This window comes from Micromonospora sagamiensis (genome assembly GCF_014680085.1).
GTDB lineage: Bacteria > Actinomycetota > Actinomycetes > Mycobacteriales > Micromonosporaceae > Micromonospora > Micromonospora inyonensis.
The window spans coordinates 6,303,428-6,319,708 of sequence record NZ_AP023438.1 but is presented as its reverse complement, the minus strand read 5'-3'; the positions used below and the strand labels follow the sequence as shown (position 1 = coordinate 6,319,708).

Annotated in this window: 14 protein-coding genes and 1 riboswitch; of the genes, 5 read left to right on the top strand and 9 right to left on the bottom strand. The window is 73.3% G+C overall.

Features of this window, described 5'->3' with window-relative positions:
* Positions 1-6: 6 nt before the first annotated feature.
* Positions 7-882: a metallophosphoesterase family protein gene (locus IGA62_RS27030; protein WP_145818155.1), complete on the bottom strand. Its 876-nt coding sequence runs from the start codon at positions 880-882 to the stop codon at positions 7-9.
* Positions 883-1,013: 131 nt separating this feature from the next.
* A riboswitch (ZMP/ZTP riboswitch) is annotated at positions 1,014-1,103 on the top strand.
* A gap of 17 nt (positions 1,104-1,120) precedes the next feature.
* On the opposite strand from IGA62_RS27030, the gene IGA62_RS27025 reads away from it, so the two are divergent.
* On the top strand, positions 1,121-2,563 hold the full coding sequence (locus IGA62_RS27025; RefSeq protein ID WP_145818157.1) for a glycine hydroxymethyltransferase: 1,443 nt from the start codon (positions 1,121-1,123) through the stop codon (positions 2,561-2,563).
* A gap of 52 nt (positions 2,564-2,615) precedes the next feature.
* On the opposite strand, the gene IGA62_RS27020 is transcribed toward IGA62_RS27025, so the two are convergent.
* The 6 genes from IGA62_RS27020 to IGA62_RS26995 form a co-directional block, all read right to left on the bottom strand.
* Entirely contained in the window at positions 2,616-2,870 is a 255-nt protein-coding gene (locus tag IGA62_RS27020) for a hypothetical protein (protein ID WP_091462037.1), read from the bottom strand.
* Between the two features lie 62 nt (positions 2,871-2,932).
* Positions 2,933-4,252, bottom strand: a complete 1,320-nt coding sequence (locus tag IGA62_RS27015) for an aminotransferase-like domain-containing protein (protein ID WP_377464296.1) — start codon at positions 4,250-4,252, stop codon at positions 2,933-2,935.
* Positions 4,249-5,391: an alpha-hydroxy acid oxidase gene (locus IGA62_RS27010; protein WP_145818161.1), complete on the bottom strand. Its 1,143-nt coding sequence runs from the start codon at positions 5,389-5,391 to the stop codon at positions 4,249-4,251. Before IGA62_RS27010 ends, IGA62_RS27015 begins: the two co-directional genes overlap by 4 nt.
* Positions 5,384-6,385 carry an alpha/beta hydrolase gene (locus IGA62_RS27005; RefSeq protein WP_145818163.1) on the bottom strand — a complete coding sequence of 334 codons (1,002 nt, stop codon included), beginning with the start codon at positions 6,383-6,385 and terminating at the stop codon, positions 5,384-5,386. Before IGA62_RS27005 ends, IGA62_RS27010 begins: the two co-directional genes overlap by 8 nt.
* A 9-nt stretch (positions 6,386-6,394) precedes the next feature.
* Positions 6,395-7,612 (bottom strand): cytochrome P450, encoded by a 1,218-nt coding sequence (locus IGA62_RS27000; RefSeq protein WP_145818165.1) that lies wholly within the window; start codon positions 7,610-7,612, stop codon positions 6,395-6,397.
* Positions 7,613-7,683: 71 nt separating this feature from the next.
* A complete protein-coding gene (locus tag IGA62_RS26995) occupies positions 7,684-8,964 on the bottom strand; it encodes an SGNH/GDSL hydrolase family protein (protein ID WP_186499845.1) in 1,281 nt (426 codons plus the stop codon).
* A 345-nt stretch (positions 8,965-9,309) separates the two neighbouring features.
* On the opposite strand from IGA62_RS26995, the gene IGA62_RS26990 reads away from it, so the two are divergent.
* The 3 genes from IGA62_RS26990 to IGA62_RS26980 all read left to right on the top strand — a co-directional run bounded on the left by IGA62_RS26990 (position 9,310) and on the right by IGA62_RS26980 (position 13,008).
* A complete protein-coding gene (locus IGA62_RS26990) occupies positions 9,310-10,875 on the top strand; it encodes a class I adenylate-forming enzyme family protein (RefSeq protein ID WP_145818170.1) in 1,566 nt (521 codons plus the stop codon).
* Positions 10,872-12,107, top strand: a complete 1,236-nt coding sequence (locus IGA62_RS26985) for an MFS transporter (protein WP_145818172.1) — start codon at positions 10,872-10,874, stop codon at positions 12,105-12,107. The genes IGA62_RS26990 and IGA62_RS26985 overlap by 4 nt, the downstream gene beginning before the upstream one ends.
* 142 nt (positions 12,108-12,249) lie before the next feature.
* The gene (locus IGA62_RS26980; RefSeq protein ID WP_232624791.1) at positions 12,250-13,008 is read left to right on the top strand and encodes a TIGR03089 family protein; all 759 of its coding nucleotides are present in this window, start codon (positions 12,250-12,252) and stop codon (positions 13,006-13,008) included.
* A gap of 62 nt (positions 13,009-13,070) precedes the next feature.
* On the opposite strand, the gene IGA62_RS26975 is transcribed toward IGA62_RS26980, so the two are convergent.
* Positions 13,071-14,069: a S1 family peptidase gene (locus IGA62_RS26975; RefSeq protein ID WP_145821978.1), complete on the bottom strand. Its 999-nt coding sequence runs from the start codon at positions 14,067-14,069 to the stop codon at positions 13,071-13,073.
* Between the two features lie 170 nt (positions 14,070-14,239).
* Between IGA62_RS26975 and IGA62_RS26970 the strand changes: the two genes are divergently transcribed.
* Positions 14,240-14,917, top strand: a complete 678-nt coding sequence (locus IGA62_RS26970; protein WP_145818174.1) for an SGNH/GDSL hydrolase family protein — start codon at positions 14,240-14,242, stop codon at positions 14,915-14,917.
* Between the two features lie 16 nt (positions 14,918-14,933).
* On the opposite strand, the gene IGA62_RS26965 is transcribed toward IGA62_RS26970, so the two are convergent.
* Positions 14,934-16,106 carry an erythromycin esterase family protein gene (locus tag IGA62_RS26965; protein WP_145818176.1) on the bottom strand — a complete coding sequence of 391 codons (1,173 nt, stop codon included), beginning with the start codon at positions 16,104-16,106 and terminating at the stop codon, positions 14,934-14,936.
* Positions 16,107-16,281: the final 175 nt, after the last annotated feature.

Below are 16,281 nucleotides of genomic sequence, written 5' to 3'. Positions count from 1 at the left end.
GCCCGACTACCGGAGTGGCTGGATCGCCGGCCACTCCGGTAGGTCGCCGGGCGGGGTGGGCAGGATCTGCCGCAGTCGAGGGGGGTTCGGGCGGCGTTTCCACTCGCGCGGATATCCGAGGGAGACCTCCTCGAACCGCACCCCGTCGTGCACGCTGGTGCGGGGGATGTGCAGGTGGCCGTAGACGACCACGGCGGCCCGGTAACGCAGGTGCCAGTCGGCCGTCGCGGTCGTGCCGCACCACTGGGCGAAGATCGGATACCGCAGGATCCGGGTCGGCTCCCGCACCAGGGGATAGTGGTTGACCAGCACGGTCGGCATCGGGTCGAGCGCGTCGAGCCGGGCCCGGGTCTGCGCCAGCCGGGCCTCGCACCACGCCTGCCGGCTCGGGAACGGGTCCGGGTGCAGGAGGTACTCGTCGGTGCAGACGATGCCCGTGCGGTGCGCCTCGGCGAGCGCCGCCGCCCGGTCCATCCCGTCGGGCAGGAACGTGTAGTCGTAGCCGAGGAAGAGCGGCACGATCCGGACCGGCCCGTCCGGGCCACGCCAGATCTCGTACGGGTTCTCCGGGGTGACCACGTCGAGCTGGCGGCACAGGTCGACCAGGTGTCGGTAGCGCTCCTCACCCCGCAGGGTCACCGGATCCGTTGCCGGGGTCCACAGCTCGTGGTTGCCGGGCACCCAGATCACCCTGGCGAAGCGCTCGCGCAGCTGGGCGAGCGTCCGCTCGATGTGCGAGACCGTCTCGCCGACGTCCCCGGCGACGAGCAGCCAGTCCTGCGGCGACTCCGGACGCAGCTCGTCGACGATCCCCCGGTTGTCCGCGTACCCGACGTGCAGATCACTGATCGCGACCAGACTGCCGCCGTCCTCCCCCACCATGGCCCCGATCTTACGGACACCCCGGTGGGGCCAGCGTCCCCGCGTACGCGCGCCCGGCGTCGACACTCGTGGCCCGCTCCAGCCCCGGCGGAGGCGCGCCGGAGGCCGGCCACCGCCACCCGGTAGGATCGCCGGTGGGCCGTGACTGGCGCGTGGGGATGGAGCACCATCGGGAAGCGGTCCCGTCATGAGGACGCACGCCGAGCGCCTGGGCCTTCCGCACCGTACTGGAGGTCGCATGCCGTCGTCGTCGAACGCCGAGTCCACCGCTTTCCGTAGCGCCCTTGAGGTGATCCGCGCCGTCGAGCCCCGGGTCGCCGACGCGATCGGTGCCGAGCTGGCCGACCAGCGGGAGTCGCTCAAGCTGATCGCCAGTGAGAACTACGCCTCCCCGGCCACCCTGCTGGCGATGGGTAACTGGTTCAGCGACAAGTACGCCGAGGGCACCGTGGGCCGGCGGTTCTACGCCGGCTGCCAGAACGTCGACACGGTCGAGGCGCTCGCCGCCGAGCACGCCCGGGAGCTGTTCGGGGCCGCGCACGCGTACGTGCAACCGCACTCGGGCATCGACGCCAACCTGGTCGCCTTCTGGGCGGTGCTGGCCGACCGGGTCGAGGCCCCGGCGCTGCGGAAGGCACAGGCCCGGCACGTCAACGACCTGACCGAGGCCGACTGGTTCACGCTCCGCCGCGAACTGGGCGACCAGCGGATGCTCGGCATGTCGCTGGACGCCGGTGGGCATCTCACCCACGGCTTCCGGCCGAACATCTCCGGCAAGATGTTCGACCAGCGCAGCTATGGCACCGACCCGGCCACCGGGCTGGTCGACTACGACAAGGTCGCCGAGGCGGCCCGCGAGTTCCGGCCGCTGATCCTGGTCGGCGGCTACTCCGCGTACCCGCGGAAGGTGAACTTCCGGATCCTGCGGGAGATCGCCGACGAGGTGGGCGCCACCTTCATGGTGGACATGGCGCACTTCGCCGGGCTGGTCGCGGGCAAGGTCTTCACCGGTGACTTCGACCCGGTGCCGCACGCGCACATCGTCACCACCACCACCCACAAGTCGCTGCGCGGTCCGCGCGGCGGCATGGTGCTCTGCGGCCCGGAGCTGGCCGAGCAGGTGGACCGGGGCTGCCCGATGGTGCTCGGCGGCCCGCTGCCGCACGTGATGGCCGCCAAGGCGGTGGCGCTGGCCGAGGCCCGCCGCCCGGACTTCGCCGACTACGCGCAGCGCATCGTCGCCAACGCGCAGGCCCTCGCCGAGGGGCTGCTGCGGCGGGGGGCCACCCTGGTCACCGGGGGCACCGACAACCACCTGGTGCTCATCGACGTGACCGGCTACGGGCTGACCGGCCGGCAGGCCGAGCAGGCCCTGCTGGACTCCGGCATCGTGACCAACCGCAACGCCGTGCCGCAGGACCCGAACGGCGCCTGGTACACCTCCGGCATCCGGATCGGCACCCCGGCGCTGACCACCCGGGGCCTCGGCACGGACCAGATGGACGAGACCGCCGAGCTGATCCACACCGTACTGAGCCAGACCCGCCCGGGGTCGAACGCCGACGGCACGCCGTCGAAGGCGAAGTACACCCTGGAGCCGGCGGTGTCCGAGCGGATCGCCAAGCAGGCCAGCGACCTGGTCGCCGGTTTCCCGCTCTACCCCACCGTCGACCTGGGCTGACGCGGCGGACGCGCGGGGGCGGTGCCGGTTCCGGCAGCGCCCCCGACGCGCGTCAGATGGTGATCGGCCGCTTGAGGTGGTAGCGGTGCACCTCGGTGCTGCCCTGGACGTTGTTGACGTCCTCGGCGGCGGCGACCAGTTCCCATCCCTCCCGGCCGACCCGGTTCAGGTGGGCGATGGCGGTGTCGCCGTACGGGGTGACGTCCCGGCGTGAGCCGTCCGGTCCGTACCAGATGAACGTGACCTCGAAACTGCGCCCCTGCCCTTGGTAGCGGCGGACCAGTAGTGCGTACTCCCAGGCGACCATCGCTCCATTATCGCCGTCCACAGCGGAGCCCGCCGACCGCCGGGGACGTGTCGCACCCGCCGTCAGGTCACCGACACGCCGCGTCGGTCCATCTCGTCGGCGAGCAGGGCGGCCAGCCGGTCCAGGCCCAGGTCGATCTGCTCGCGGGTGACCGCGCTGACCGACAGCCGCAGCGCGTCGACCGCGGCGGTGTCGTCGTAGAAGTGGGCCATCGGCGTCCAGAGCACGCCGAACTCCTGTGCCGACCGGGCCAGCAGCGCGTCGTCGACCGGGAACGGCACGGTCACCACCGCGAAGAAGCCGCCGGAGGGGACGTTCCAGCGCACCGGGGACGGCGGCGGGAACCGCCGGGCCAGGCCGGCGGCGAGGTGCCGCACGTTGCCGGCGTAGACCGCGCGTTCCCGCTCGTTGGCCCGGGCCAGACTGCACCCGTGCGCCAGCAGCCGGCCCCCGACGACCGCCTGGGCGATCGGCGAGGTGTTCACGGTGACCATACTTTTGATCTTGGCCAGCTGGTCGGCGAGCAGCCCCACCGTCCCGTCGGCACCCCGGACCCGCTGGTCGGCCAGGACGTAGCCGACCCGGGCGCCGGGCAGCACGGTCTTGGCGAACGAGCCGAGGTAGACCACCCGGCCCCACTCGTCGAGCGCCTTGAGGGTGGGCAGCCGGGTCGTGCCGTCGGCCGGGAACAGGCCGTACGGGTTGTCCTCGATCAGCAGCAGGTCCTCCGCCTCGGCCAGGTCGAGCAGCCGGCGGCGGTCGGCGAGGCCGATGCTCACCCCGGACGGGTTGGCGAAGTCCGGCATCAGGTAGCAGGCCCGGGGGCGTTCCCCGGCGGCCCGGGCCCGGGCCAGCTGGGCACGCAGGTCGGCCAGGTCGATGCCGTCCGGACCGCCCCGGACCGGCCGGACCGGGAAGTCCAGCAGCCGGGCCGCCCCGGTGAGCCCGACGTAGGTGGGCGCGACGGCGAGCAGGACGTCCCGGGGGTCGGCGCGCAGCGCCCGCAGCACCAGGAACATCGCCTCCTGGCAGCCGACGGTCACCACGACCGCCTCCGGGTCGACGGTGACACCCTCGTCCACGGCCAGGTTGCGGGCGACCAGCTCGTGCAGGATGCCCTTGGTGCGGCCGTACTGGAACAGGGTGCGCCGGACGCCCGCCTCGTCGTAACCGAGGTCGTCGGTCAGGTAGCGGCGGAACCGGTCCAGGTAACGGGGCAGCGCGTCGGCGTCGAAGTACTCCTCGTACGGCCGCCCGGCGGCCAGGCTGACCGCGTCCGGGTACCGCTGGGCCACCTCGTTGAGGAAGTTCATCGAGTTCAACGCGGGGTCGTCGACCGCCGGGTGCAGCGCGGCGACGTCGATCTCCACCGGTCGGCTCACCGGTCCCCTCCGGTCAGCACGCGCAGCTCCCGGGCCTCGGCCGGATCGGCGCACCCGGCCAGGGTCAGGGCGTCGCGCAACTCCCCGGCCAGCATCGACAGGGCCCGCTGCGCGCCGGAGCGCCCGTCCACGGCCAGGGCCCAGAGCATCGGCCGGCCGACCAGCACGCCGCTCGCGCCGAGCGCCAGGGCGCGCAGCACGTCGGTGCCGCTGCGCACCCCGCTGTCCAGCAGCACCTCGCCGCGGCCGCCGACCGCCGCCAGCACCTCGGGCAGCATGGTCACGCTGGCCGGCGCGCCGTCGAGCTGCCGGCCGCCGTGGTTGGAGACCACCACCGCGTCCGCGCCGACGGAGGTCGCCAGGGCGGCGTCACGCGGGTCGAGGATGCCCTTGACCAGCAGCGGAAGCCGGGTCTCCGACCGCAGCCACTCCAGGTCCGACCAGGTCAGGGCGGGAGCGAACACCGCGCCGGTGTGCGCCGCCACCGCCGACACCCCGGGGGTGCCCTGGTGGGCGAGGTCGTCCCGGCCGCTGGGCAGGTTCGCGGCCACCACCTCGGCGGGCAGGCGGAACGCGTTGCGCAGGTCGCGCAGGCGGCGGCCGAGCACCGGCACGTCCACGGTCACCATCAGCGCCGAGCAGCCGGACTCCTCGGCGCGGGCCAGCAGGTCGACGACCAGGGCCCGGTCCCGCAGCCAGTACAGCTGGAACCAGACGTCCGCGCCGGTCGCGGCGACCTTCTCGATCGGGCAGCTACCCAGCGTGCTGGCCACGTAGGGCACGCCGGCATCGCGCGCCGCCGTGGCCAGGGCCAACTCCCCGTCGGGGTGCACCAGCCTCTGGTACGCCATCGGCGCCACCGCCACCGGCAGCGCGGACGGTCGACCGGCGAGCACGGTGTCCAGCCGTGGGGCACCCGACCCGCGCAGCACCCGGGGCAGCACGGCGACCCGGTCCAGGGCCGCGCGGTTGGCGGCGAGGGTGGTCTCCGCACCGCTGCCGCCGGAGACGAAGTCCCACACGTCGGCCGGCAGGACGGCGCGGGCTGCCGCGGCGAAGTCGGCCAGGCAGACCAGCTGGTCGTCGGCCGGCCGTCCGGCGGTGGCCTCCGGGTCGGCCCCGGCCACGAACTCAGCCATCGGCCCGCCTCGCACCCACCGGCCGCCGGTCCGCACCGGTGGACTCCGCCCCGCCCGTCGGGGTGAGCAGGCGCGCCCGCAGCCAACCGGCCGCCTGGTCGAGGGCACGCCGGCCCCCGTCGAGGACCCCGGACATGGCGAAGAACCCGTGGATCATGCCGGCGTAGCGGGTCAGCTCGGTCGGCACGCCGGCCTCGCGGAGCCGTTCGGCGTACCGCTCCCCCTCGTCGCGCAGCGGGTCGTACTCGGCGGTGACCACCAGCGCGGGAGGCAGGCCGCCGAGGTCCTCGGCGAGCAGGGGCGAGGCGAGCGGGTTCCGCCCGTCCGCCGGGTCGGCCAGGTAGTGCCCCCAGTACCAGTCGACCGAGGTCCGGTTGAACAGGTACGGGTCCTCGGACTCGCGCATCGACTCGGTCTCGCCCCGGTGCAGGGTGTTCGGGTAGACCAGGAGCTGACCGGCCAGCGTCGGCGCGCCGTCCCGGCGGGCGAGCAGGGTGACCGCCGCGGCGAGGTTCCCGCCGGCGCTGTCCCCGCCGACGACCAGCCGGGCCGGGTCGACGCCCAGTTCGTCGGCGTGCGCGGCGATCCAGGCGGTGGCGGCGTGGCAGTCCAGCACCGCCGCCGGGAACCGGTGCTCCGGGGCGAGCCGGTAGCCGACGGTGATCACCTGGCAGGGCACCGCGTTGGCCAGCCGGCGGCAGATGCCGTCGGCGGTGTCGATGCTGCCGAGGGTCCAGCCGCCGCCGAAGAAGTAGACCAGGGTGGGCATCGGCCCGTCGCCGGCCGGCCGGTAGATCCGGATCGGCAGGTCCCCGTCCGGGCCGGGGACGGTCCGGTCACGTACCTCGTGCACCGGCTCGGCGTCACCGCCGCCGGCCCGGATCGCGGCCAGGTCGGCGGCGCGGGCCTCGGCGAGGGTCTGGGTGTAGAGCTGGGGCGTACCGGACGCCGCCCGGCGGGCGCGGTACGCCAGGACCTGTGGGTCCAGTGGCATGTCGGTCTCCTAACCGCCGGTGGTGACGAGCAGCCGGTCGATGCCGCGCAGGAAGAGGCTGCCACTGTAGGTCGGCTCCTCGACGACGGACATCCCGGGGAAGCGGGCGAGCAGCCGGGGCAGCGCGAGCCGCCCCTCCAGCCGGGACACGGCCGCGCCCAGGCAGAAGTGCAGGCCGAGGCCGAAGGCGAGCGACGCCGGCCCGGGGCGGCGCGGGTCGAACCGGTCCGGGTCAGGGAAGCGCCCCGGGTCCCGGTTCGCCCCGGCGATCAGCAGCAGGACGTTCTCGTCCCGGGCGATCGGGACGCCGTCCAGTTCGAGGTCACGGGGCGCGGCGCGGGCCAGGAAGTGCACCGGGTTCTGCATCCGCAGGATCTCGTCGACGCACCCGGCCGCGAGGGTGTCGTCACCGGGCAGCGCGGCGACCGTGTCGGGGTGGTCCAGCAGGATCGGCAGTCCGTTGCTCAACATGTAGACCGTGGTGACGAAGCTGGCGTTGAACAGGACGACGAGGTTGCTGATCAGCTCGTCCTCGGTGAGCCCGACGTCGCCGGCGTCGACCGCCTCGACCAGGCCGCTGATCAGGTCCTCGGCGGGGGTGGCGCGGCGGTGGGCGATCAGGTCGCGGTAGAACTCGCGCAGTTCGGCGGCGGCGGTGTTCGCGGCGGCCAGCCGCTCCGGGGTCTTGCCGGCCACGTCGAGGAACGCGTCGATCGACTCCACCCGGTCCCGGTACCAGGCCAGGTCCCGCTCGGGGATGCCGATGAACTCCGCCATCACCCGGGCCGGCACGGGATGGGCGAAGTCGGCGACGAAGTCCACCGCCGTGCCGCCCGCGCCGGTCTCGGCCATCTGGTCGAGCAGCGTGTCGACGACCCGCGTCACCACCGGTTCCAGCGCGCCGAGACGACGCGGGGTGAAGGTCTTCGCGAAGACCTGCCGCATCCGGGTGTGGTCCGGCGGGTTGACGAACATCATCGAGGTCTGGAGGGTCCGCAGCACCTCGTGGTCCCGCCAGGTCGGTGGCGGCTGCTTGTAGAACTCCGGGTCGCGCAGGACCCGGGCGACCGCGTCGTAGCCGACCGCGACGGCGGTCACCGAGCGGTGCTCGCCCCGGTCCGGTACGGCGGTGACCGGCCCCAGCCGGTGCAGGGCGGCGTAGTACGGGTACGGGTCCTGCCGGCCCTGCTCACTGTAGAGGCCGGTCAGGATCTCTTGGACGTCCACGTGTGGTGCTTCCTCCCCAGGAATGACGGCAGGAAGCGGCGGGGGATCACCCCGCCGCTTCCGACGTGCCGTTACAGGCCGAGCAGCCGCAGGTTGACGGCGTCGGCCATCGCCTTGTTGCCCAGGTCGTTCGGGTGGATGTGGTCCCCCGAGTCGTACGCGGGCAGCAGCCGGCTCGGCTGGGCCGGGTCGCGGAGCACCCGGTCGAAGTCGAGCACGCCGTCGAACTCGGTGCTGCTGCGCAGGTACGCGTTGACCGCCTGCCGGGTGGCCTCCTTCTCCGGCGTCCAGACGCCCTCGGCCCCGTGTCCCTCGTACGGGGTGAGCGTCGCCACCAGGCTGGTCAGCCCACGCTGCTGCACCTGCTGGTTGATCTGCCGCAGGCTGGCGATGATGCTCTCGGCGGAGTCGCCCGACATCCAGATGTCGTTGATGCCGAGGTGGGTGACGACGGTCCGCGCGCCGGTCTGGGCGAAGACGTCCTCGTTGAGTCGGGCCAGGGCGTTCGGGCCCAGCTCGTGGTAGCCGGGGAAGCCGCCCGCCCCGGACTCGGTGCCCTCGTGGTTGAGCCGGTTGCCGGCGAGGCTGGCGTTGAGCACGCCCGGCGTGCGCACCTCGGAGCGGGTGTCGATCAGCCGGTCGGCGAGGAAGTCCGGCCAGCGCTTGTTGGCGTTGACCGTGCTCGCGTTGCCGTCGCCGATCGAGTCGCCGAGGACCACCACCGCGCCCGGGCTCCGACGCCGCTCGACGTCCACCCCGGAGAGGAAGAACCAGCAGCAGTTCGGACGCAGGGTGAAGCCCGCACCGCCGGCCGCGCCGGTCAGGTCGGTGGCCCCGATGTACGTGGTCTGCCGCGACTGCCCGTGGAAGGTCACCGGCCCGGTCGAGGTCGGGAAGTGCAGGGTCACCACCAGGTCCTGCTGCTCGCCGACCGGCAGGTCGACCGGGTCGCTGAGCAGTTCCCCGCCCCGGTTCATGGTGACGGTGGTCGAGCCGCCGAAGGTCAGCTCGCGCAGGCTCGTGGTATCGATGTCGGACAGGTCGTCCGGGGTCCCGGTGTTCGGCATGGCGACGGTGGCCCGACCGAGCTTGACGGCCTGCTCACCGAAGATGTTGCTGAGCCGGATGCGCAGCCGGTCACCACCGACGGTGGTGTGCACGACCATCCGGACGCTCTGGTTGTTCAGCCCGGTGTTGGTCAGCCCGGCCGAGTTGCCCCGCGTGACCGCGGCGGCCCAGGTTCCCGCCCACACGTCGCGGGACCGGTCGTCGCGGTTGGTGTCGGCCGACGGGCCGGCACTGGCCACGACGGCGGGCGTGGCCGTGACCAGCAGCGCCGTGGCGGTGGCCACGACGTGCCATCTTTTCGGGGTCGACATTGAACCTCCATTATCGGCAGCCCGGGGCCGTCCGCTGGTCGGCCAGCGCCCGGACGATGGTCCAGAAACCTAACGGCGCTGGTGACGGGGGTCAATCAACCGGACCGGCATGATCAACTACTGCCCGGCCGGTGCCCTCCGACGATCGGCTCTGGTCCGCACCGACACCGTCCACCTAGGCTCGACGAGCGGCGGTACGGGTGGTCGGCGGCGGTCGCCGCGGTCCCGCCACCGGCCGACACTTCCGGACGCGCCCGTCTCCGGCCCCGGTGGAACGCGCGCGTCCGGCGACCACCCCGCACGGATGGGAGCTGCCGCATGACCGACGGGTCCACGCACCGGACGAGCTACGTACACGACGCCCTGACCCTCTTCGCCGGGTTCGGTGACCGGGAGGCACTGGTCGCCGACGGACGGCGGCTCTCCTACCGGGACGTCGCCGACGCGGTCCGGTCCCTCGCCGGCAACCTGCACCGACACGGGGTGCGACCGGGCGCGGCCGTCCTGGTGATGGCCGGCAACGTGCTCGAGGCGCCGCTGCTCCAGCTCGCGCTGCACCTGCTCGGCTGCCGGTCGATGTGGATCGCGCCGGTCACCTCCCGTCGGGAGGTCGAGGAGTTCGCCCGGCTGTCCCGGCCGGACGTCTTCGTCCACGACGCCCGCGACGGCCGGTTCGCCGCGGAGATCGCCGCCGCGCTGCCCGGCGTACCGCTGCTCTGCCTGGGTGCCGGGACCGGACCCGACCTGACCGCGCCCGCCGATCCGGCCGACGTCGCCGCGCTGCCGGTGTCGGTGCCGGAGCCGGAGTCGTTCCTCCAGACCAGCGGCAGCACCGGCACGCCGAAGCTGGTGCACCACCGGGAGAGCTTCTACCGGCAGGTCCTCGCCATCGCGGAGGCGATCCGCAGCAGCGGCGCGCCGCTGCTGCGGCACCTGTCGCACTCGCCCATGTGGATCGCCAGCGGACAGGTCACCACGCTGGTCAACCTCTTCACCGGCGGGGTGCTCTTCCCGGCCGACGGGTGGGATCCGGCCCGGTTCATCGCCACCGTCCACGCCGAACGGGTCAACTCGACCTTCCTCACCCCGCCGATGCTCTACGAGGTGCTCGACCACCCGGCGCTCGCGGATGCGGACTTCTCCGCCATGTTCATGTTCAACGTGGGCGGCGGTCCGGCCGCGCCCGCGCGGCTGCGCCAGGCCATCGCCCGCTTCGGTCCGGTGATGCGCATCGTGTACGGGCTCAGCGAGGCCGTGATCGTCACGGCGCTGCCGCAGTTGACCGAGGACCCGGCGCACCCGGAGCGGCTGCGCTCCTGCGGCCGCCCGTACGGGGATGTGTCCGTGGAGATCCGCGACAGCGACGGACAGGTGCGTCCCCCGGGCTCCAGGGGCGAGGTGTGGGTTCGCACGAAGCTCAGCTTCGTCGGATACTTCGGCCAGCCGGAGCTGACCGCCGACACGCTGGTCGACGGTTGGGTCCGCACCCGCGACGTCGGGTACCTCGACGCCGACGGGTACCTCTACCTCGTCGACCGGTTGTCCGACCGGATCCTCACCAAGCGGCGGGCCTGGCCGATCTACAGCCGCCCGATCGAGGACGTGCTCGCCGGACACCCGCAGGTCGCCGCGGCGGCGGTGGTCGGGGTGCCCGCCGAGGACGGCGCCGAGGCGCCGTACGCGTACGTGGTGCCGGCACCGGGGGCGACCGTGACCGGGACGGACCTGGTCGACCTGGTCACCCGGGAGCTGAGTGACCTGTGGGCGCCGCAGGCGGTGGAGTTCGTCGACCGGTTGCCGCTGAACCGGTCGAACAAGGTGGACAAGCGCGCCCTGCGCGACCGGTACGCCGCCGGCCGGCAGGCGATCGGCACACCCCGGTGACCCCCCGGGCCAGGCTGGCCACGCTGGTCACCGCCGACATCGTCTCGACGCTGGGCAGCCGCGTGTCGCTCGTGGCCATCCCCTGGCTGGTGTTGGAGACCACGGGCAGCCCGGCCCTGATGGGGTTGGTCGCGGCGGCGGAGACCGTCCCGTACATGCTCTCCAGCGCGCTGGCCGCGCCGCTGGCCGACCGGGTCGGGCTCCGCCGCAGCTCGGTGGTGGCCGACGCGGGCAGCGCGGCCGGGATGGTCGCGGTCGCGCTGGCCCCCTGGTTGGGCCTGGCCGCCCTCGTCGTCCTGGTCGCGGTGGTCGGCGGGCTGCGCGGCATCGGTGACCGGGTCAAGCACGTGATGATGCGCCCGGTCGCGGAGGCGGCCGGGGTACGCCTGATCCGGCTCACCTCCGTCTATGAGGGACTCAACCGGGTGGTGACCCTGCTCGGCGCCAGCCTGGGCGGGCTGCTCATCTTCTGGTTCGGCACCACCACCGCGCTGCTGATCGACGCGGCCACGTTCGCCGTGTGTGCCCTGCTGATCGGGCTGCTGGTGGCGCTTCCGGCCCCGGCCGCACCGGCGGGCGACGCGGCACCGGCCCGGGAGGGCTACTGGACGGCGCTGCGCGGCGGTTTCCGCTACCTGCGCACCGACCGGTTGCTGCGCAACATGCTGCTGGTCGTCTTCGCGCTGAACATGGTGGCGAACGCCAGCATCGCCGTCTTCGTGCCGATCTGGGTCAACGAGGTGCTCCGCTCCCCCACCGGGCTCGGCCTGGTGCTCGGCGCGTTCGGCGGCGGGGCGCTGCTGGGCAGCCTGCTCTTCACCTGGCTCGGCCCCCGGTTGCCCGCGTTCGCCACCTTCGTGCTGGGTGCCGCGCTCAGCGGTACGCCCCGACTGTTCGCCCTGGCCGCCACCGACGACCTGACGATCGTGCTCGGGGTGACCTTCGTGTCGGCCATCGGCGTGGGCGCGATCAACCCGCTGCTCGGCGTCGCCCTCTACGAGCGGGTGCCCCCGGCGTTGCAGACCCGGGTGATCGGCATCGCCGGGGCGGTCGGCTTCGCCGGGCTGCCGGTCGGCGCGCTGCTGGCCGGCTGGGGGGTCAGCACGCTCGGGTTGACGCCCACCCTGCTGCTCTCGGGCCTCGTCTGCCTCGCGGTGACCGCCGTGCCGCTGCTCACCGGCCCTCCCTCGGCCCGTCTCGGCACCCCGGAGAAGGTCACCGCCACCGCCTGACCACCGACCCGGTAACCCCTCACCGTCACGATCGCGCTCGCCCGACGCGGTGCTCGACCCTGCCGGCGAGCCGGAGCGGCTCGGCGAGGGTGGCGGACGGATAGGGTGGGGCGGCCGTTCCACGTCCGCTCTGGAGCCCCCGATGACCATGCCCGCCGTTGACCTGCCCGGCCTACCGACCGCCAAGGCGGACCAGCCGCTGCTGACGTACTACGACGACGCGACCGGCGAGCGGACCACACTGACCGCGACGGAACTGGGTGAGTGGGCCGCCCGGACGACCGGGCTGCTCCGCGACGGCTGCCGGCTGCGGGCCGGTGATCGTGCGGCCGTGCTGCTGCCGCCGCACTGGCAGACCGCTGCCGTGCTGCTGGGCTGCTGGGCGGCCGGGGTGGCGGTGTCGTTCCGGGGCCGGGCCACCGCCGGACTGCCCACGCTCGGGCCTGGCGGGCACGAGCCGCTGGACGCCAGCTTCGTGCACCGGCCCCGGGTCGACGACTGGCTGGACAACCCACCCGAGGCCACCCACCGGTTCGTGCTCGGGCTGGGGCCGCTCGGGGCGCCGACGCCGCCCCCACCCACCGGTTACCTGGACTTCCTCACCGAACTCGACCTGCACTCCGCCGACCCGCCCCCGGTCGCGGTGGTCCGGCGGTCGGACGCCGCCAGCGTCGACGGCACCAGCTACGCCCAGTGGGGCGAGGTGGCCCGCGCCGTCGCGGAGGCCGGCGGCCTGCGACCGGGCGACCGGATCCTGGTCGACTCGGCCGTCCACGACGAGCCGGTGAAGTGGCTGCTCGCCCCGCTGGCGGCCGGCGCGTCCGTGGTGGTCTGCGCCAACTGCTCCCCCGAGCGCCGCACCGAACTGGCCGCCGCCGAACAGGTCACCCGGGTGCTCTGAACCCCGGTGACCGGTCGCCGGGCGGTACGGCCGTAGCCACGCCGCCCGGCGTCCTCGACGGATCAGAAGACCGCGACGCCGTACTTGCTCAGCGCCTCGGTGACCGGCTGGAAGAAGGTCGTCCCGCCGGTCCGGCAGTTCCCGCTGCCGCCGGAGGTGAGGCCGAGGGCGGTGCTGCCCGAGTAGAGCGGGCCACCGCTGTCGCCCGGCTCGGCGCAGACGTTGGTGGCGATCATGCCGCGCACGGTTCCCTCGGCGTACCGGACGGTGGCGTTGAGGCCGGTCACGGTGCCGCTGTGGGTGCCGGTGGTGCTGCCCCGCCGGGTCACCGACTGGCCGACGACCGCGTTGCCGGCGGAGGTGATGTCCTGCGACCCGACGCTGCCGTCGATGGCGATCGAGGTGTTGGTGTACCGGACGATGCCGTAGTCGTTGCCCGGGAAGCTGGTGCCGGTCCGGTCACCGAGCTTGGTGCTCTGCGCGGAGTTGGCGTACCAGGCGCTCACCGCGTCGGTGCAGTGGCCGGCGGTGAGGAAGAAGTACTCGCTGCCCTTGCGCACGTTGAAGCCGAGCGAGCAGCGGTAGCCGCCGCCGTAGATGGCGTCGCCACCGGAGATCCGCATGCTGAGCGTGCCACCCAGCTCGGCGAGGCGGGCCGCTCCGCCGGAGGCGGCGACGGCGGCCTTGACCCGGGTCAGCTTCGCGCCGGTGACGGTGCTGTCCACGCCGACGACGACCTGGTTGGTGGCCGGGTCGACGTAGAGGGCGGTGCCGGTGACGCCGAGGTCCACCTGGGACTGGGCGCGCTCCAGGGCGCGGGCGCTGCGCTCGACCACCCGGGCCACCCCGCCGGCAGCGCGGACCGAGGCCGCCGCGCGGGTGTCGGTCACGGTGACGACGGTACGGCCGGCGGCGTCGACGTACGTGCCGGCGGTGCGGTCGGACCCGAGGGAGGCGGCCAGCGTGGCGGCGCGCTCGGCGGTCAGGGTCTGCGGGGCGGCCTGGGCCGGCGACACGGCGACCGCGCCCAGCATCATGGTCGCGGCGGCGGTGGACATCATCGCGCGTCGGGTGAGTCTCACGGGTTCCTCCTGGGAGGCCGAACCGATCCCGGTTGATCGATAGTTCGACATACTTACACCTGGCGGGTCCGGCGTCCAGGCTGTGCCGTGGTCCTGGCCGGGCCACTCGGCCGCTGGTGGGCGCGGCCACCGTCCACTACGGTGCCGACATGCCGTCGACGTTGACCGAGTCCACCGATCCCTACTGCCTGCGCGACGGGGAGGGTGCCGCGCTGCTCGCCGGGCACCCGTGGCGACGGTTCGTGGTGCTCGGCGACAGTGTGGCCGAGGGGCTCTGCGAGCCGGTGGACGGGTACAGCACCCTCCAGTGGGCCGACCGGATCGCCACCGAACTGCGCGCGGTCCGGCCCGAGCTGGCGTACCTGAACCTCGGGCGGCGCGGGCTGCGGGCGCACGAGGTACGGGCCGAGCAGCTCGGCCCGGCGGTGGACTTCCGCCCGGACCTGGCGCTGGTGGTGTGCGGCGGCAACGACGCGTTCCGCCCGGCGTACGACGCGGAGGCGGTCGACGCCGAGCTGACCGAGATGGTCACCACGTTGCAGACGGCCGGGGCGGACGTCATCACGGTCGGCATGTTCGACGTGTCGAACAGCCCGGCGGTGCCGGAGCGGGTTCGGCCCGGCCTGCGGGAGCGGATGCGCCGCCTGTCGGCCCACACCGCCCGGCTCGCCGAACGGCTGGGCACGCTGCACGTGGCGTTGACCGACCACCCGCTCACCGCCGATGCGTCGATCTACAGCAGCGACGGGCGGCACGGCAGTGGACGCAGCGACGCGATCGCCACCGCCGAGACCCTGCGGCGGCTCGGGGCCACGCTGCGGAACTGACCGCCGACGCGCCCTGTCAACCCGGCTGACCCCACCCGGCGAAGGTGGCCCGCTTGAGGAAGACGACGCCGTCGATCATGTCGAGCTGGGCCGGATCCAGCGGGAAGTAGGCGAAGTCCCGGGAGATGCGCCCAGCGGCGTCCGTGACGACCCGGGCCAGGCGGTGGGCGTCGACGAGGGAGTGGTCCCACGGGAGCGTGGACAGGAGGCCCTCGACGGTGTCCGGGGGCGCGGTGTCGCCGCCGGCCGTGCCGAAGGCGGAGGCCAGGAAGGCGTACCGGTCGCCCAGACGTGTCGCGGTGATCGCCCCCGCGCTCCACCACTCCACCTGCTGGTCGCCGAGCGGCATGGAGCTTTTGTTGCGTTGCAGGTGGAGGTTGGAGGCGTAGACCATGGCCGGGCCGTGCTCGGCGACGGCACACAGGTTGGCGGCCATCATCGCGTCCCGCAGGCCCGACAGCCTCGATATCCGGGCCGGGGACGTGTCGGCCATCCAGTGGTGGTAGCGGAGCAGGCCGACCGCGGTGCGCCCGTACAGTGCCGCCCGCTCTCTGTCCCGCGCGCTCAGCCGTGGGGCCTGTGTGTCGAGGAGGGCCACCAGGTCGTCGGCGAGCACCCGCAGCCTCTGGGCGTCGGCGGACTGGCCGATCGACTGGGACGGGTCCATGACCGTGGCTTCGTTCGTCCACCGGTCGTCGGAGCCGAGCAGTGCGTCGAGGGTCTCCCTCGTGCACGGCAACGGGCCGTCGAGGAGGCCGTGAAGGGCGGTGAGCGCCTGGCGCGGGCTCTCGGCCCAGTACTCGAGCGGCCCGTCGAACCCGTAGAACCGCAGCTTCTCGTCATGCCCCTCGTTGTACGCCCGCATCCAGCGCACCAGCTCACGGTTGGCCGGGATGCCGCCGAAGCGGTGACTGAAGCCGTGTTCCATGACGTCGTCGAGCGTGCCCGTGCCGGTCGTGATGTGGTCGTCGACCACGAGTCCCCTGAGGCAGTCGCTCTCGATGGCGAACGACCGGTAGCCCTCGTGCTCGACCAGATGCCGGAAGATCTCGTTGCGCACCTCGCCCAGCTCCTCCACGAAGTGCCGGGCTTCGCCGAGGCCGAGCAGCGAGGGCTTGGCGGGAAGTGACCGGAGGAAGGCTGAGACGCCCGCGCCGTCGAGCGGCCGGGCCGTGTCCTTGATATCCACTCCTTCAACAGTATCGTTGAACCCACGGTGTGAACTTTTCCTCGTCAATGCTGCTCTGATCGCGACAGACCCTCAAACGGCGATGCCTCCCTGAGGCCGGTCGACCCGACGTGCGAGACGTCCGGCTGGTCCACCGGCTCAGGCGGGAGCGCCCCAAGCCACCACCGGGGGTTAC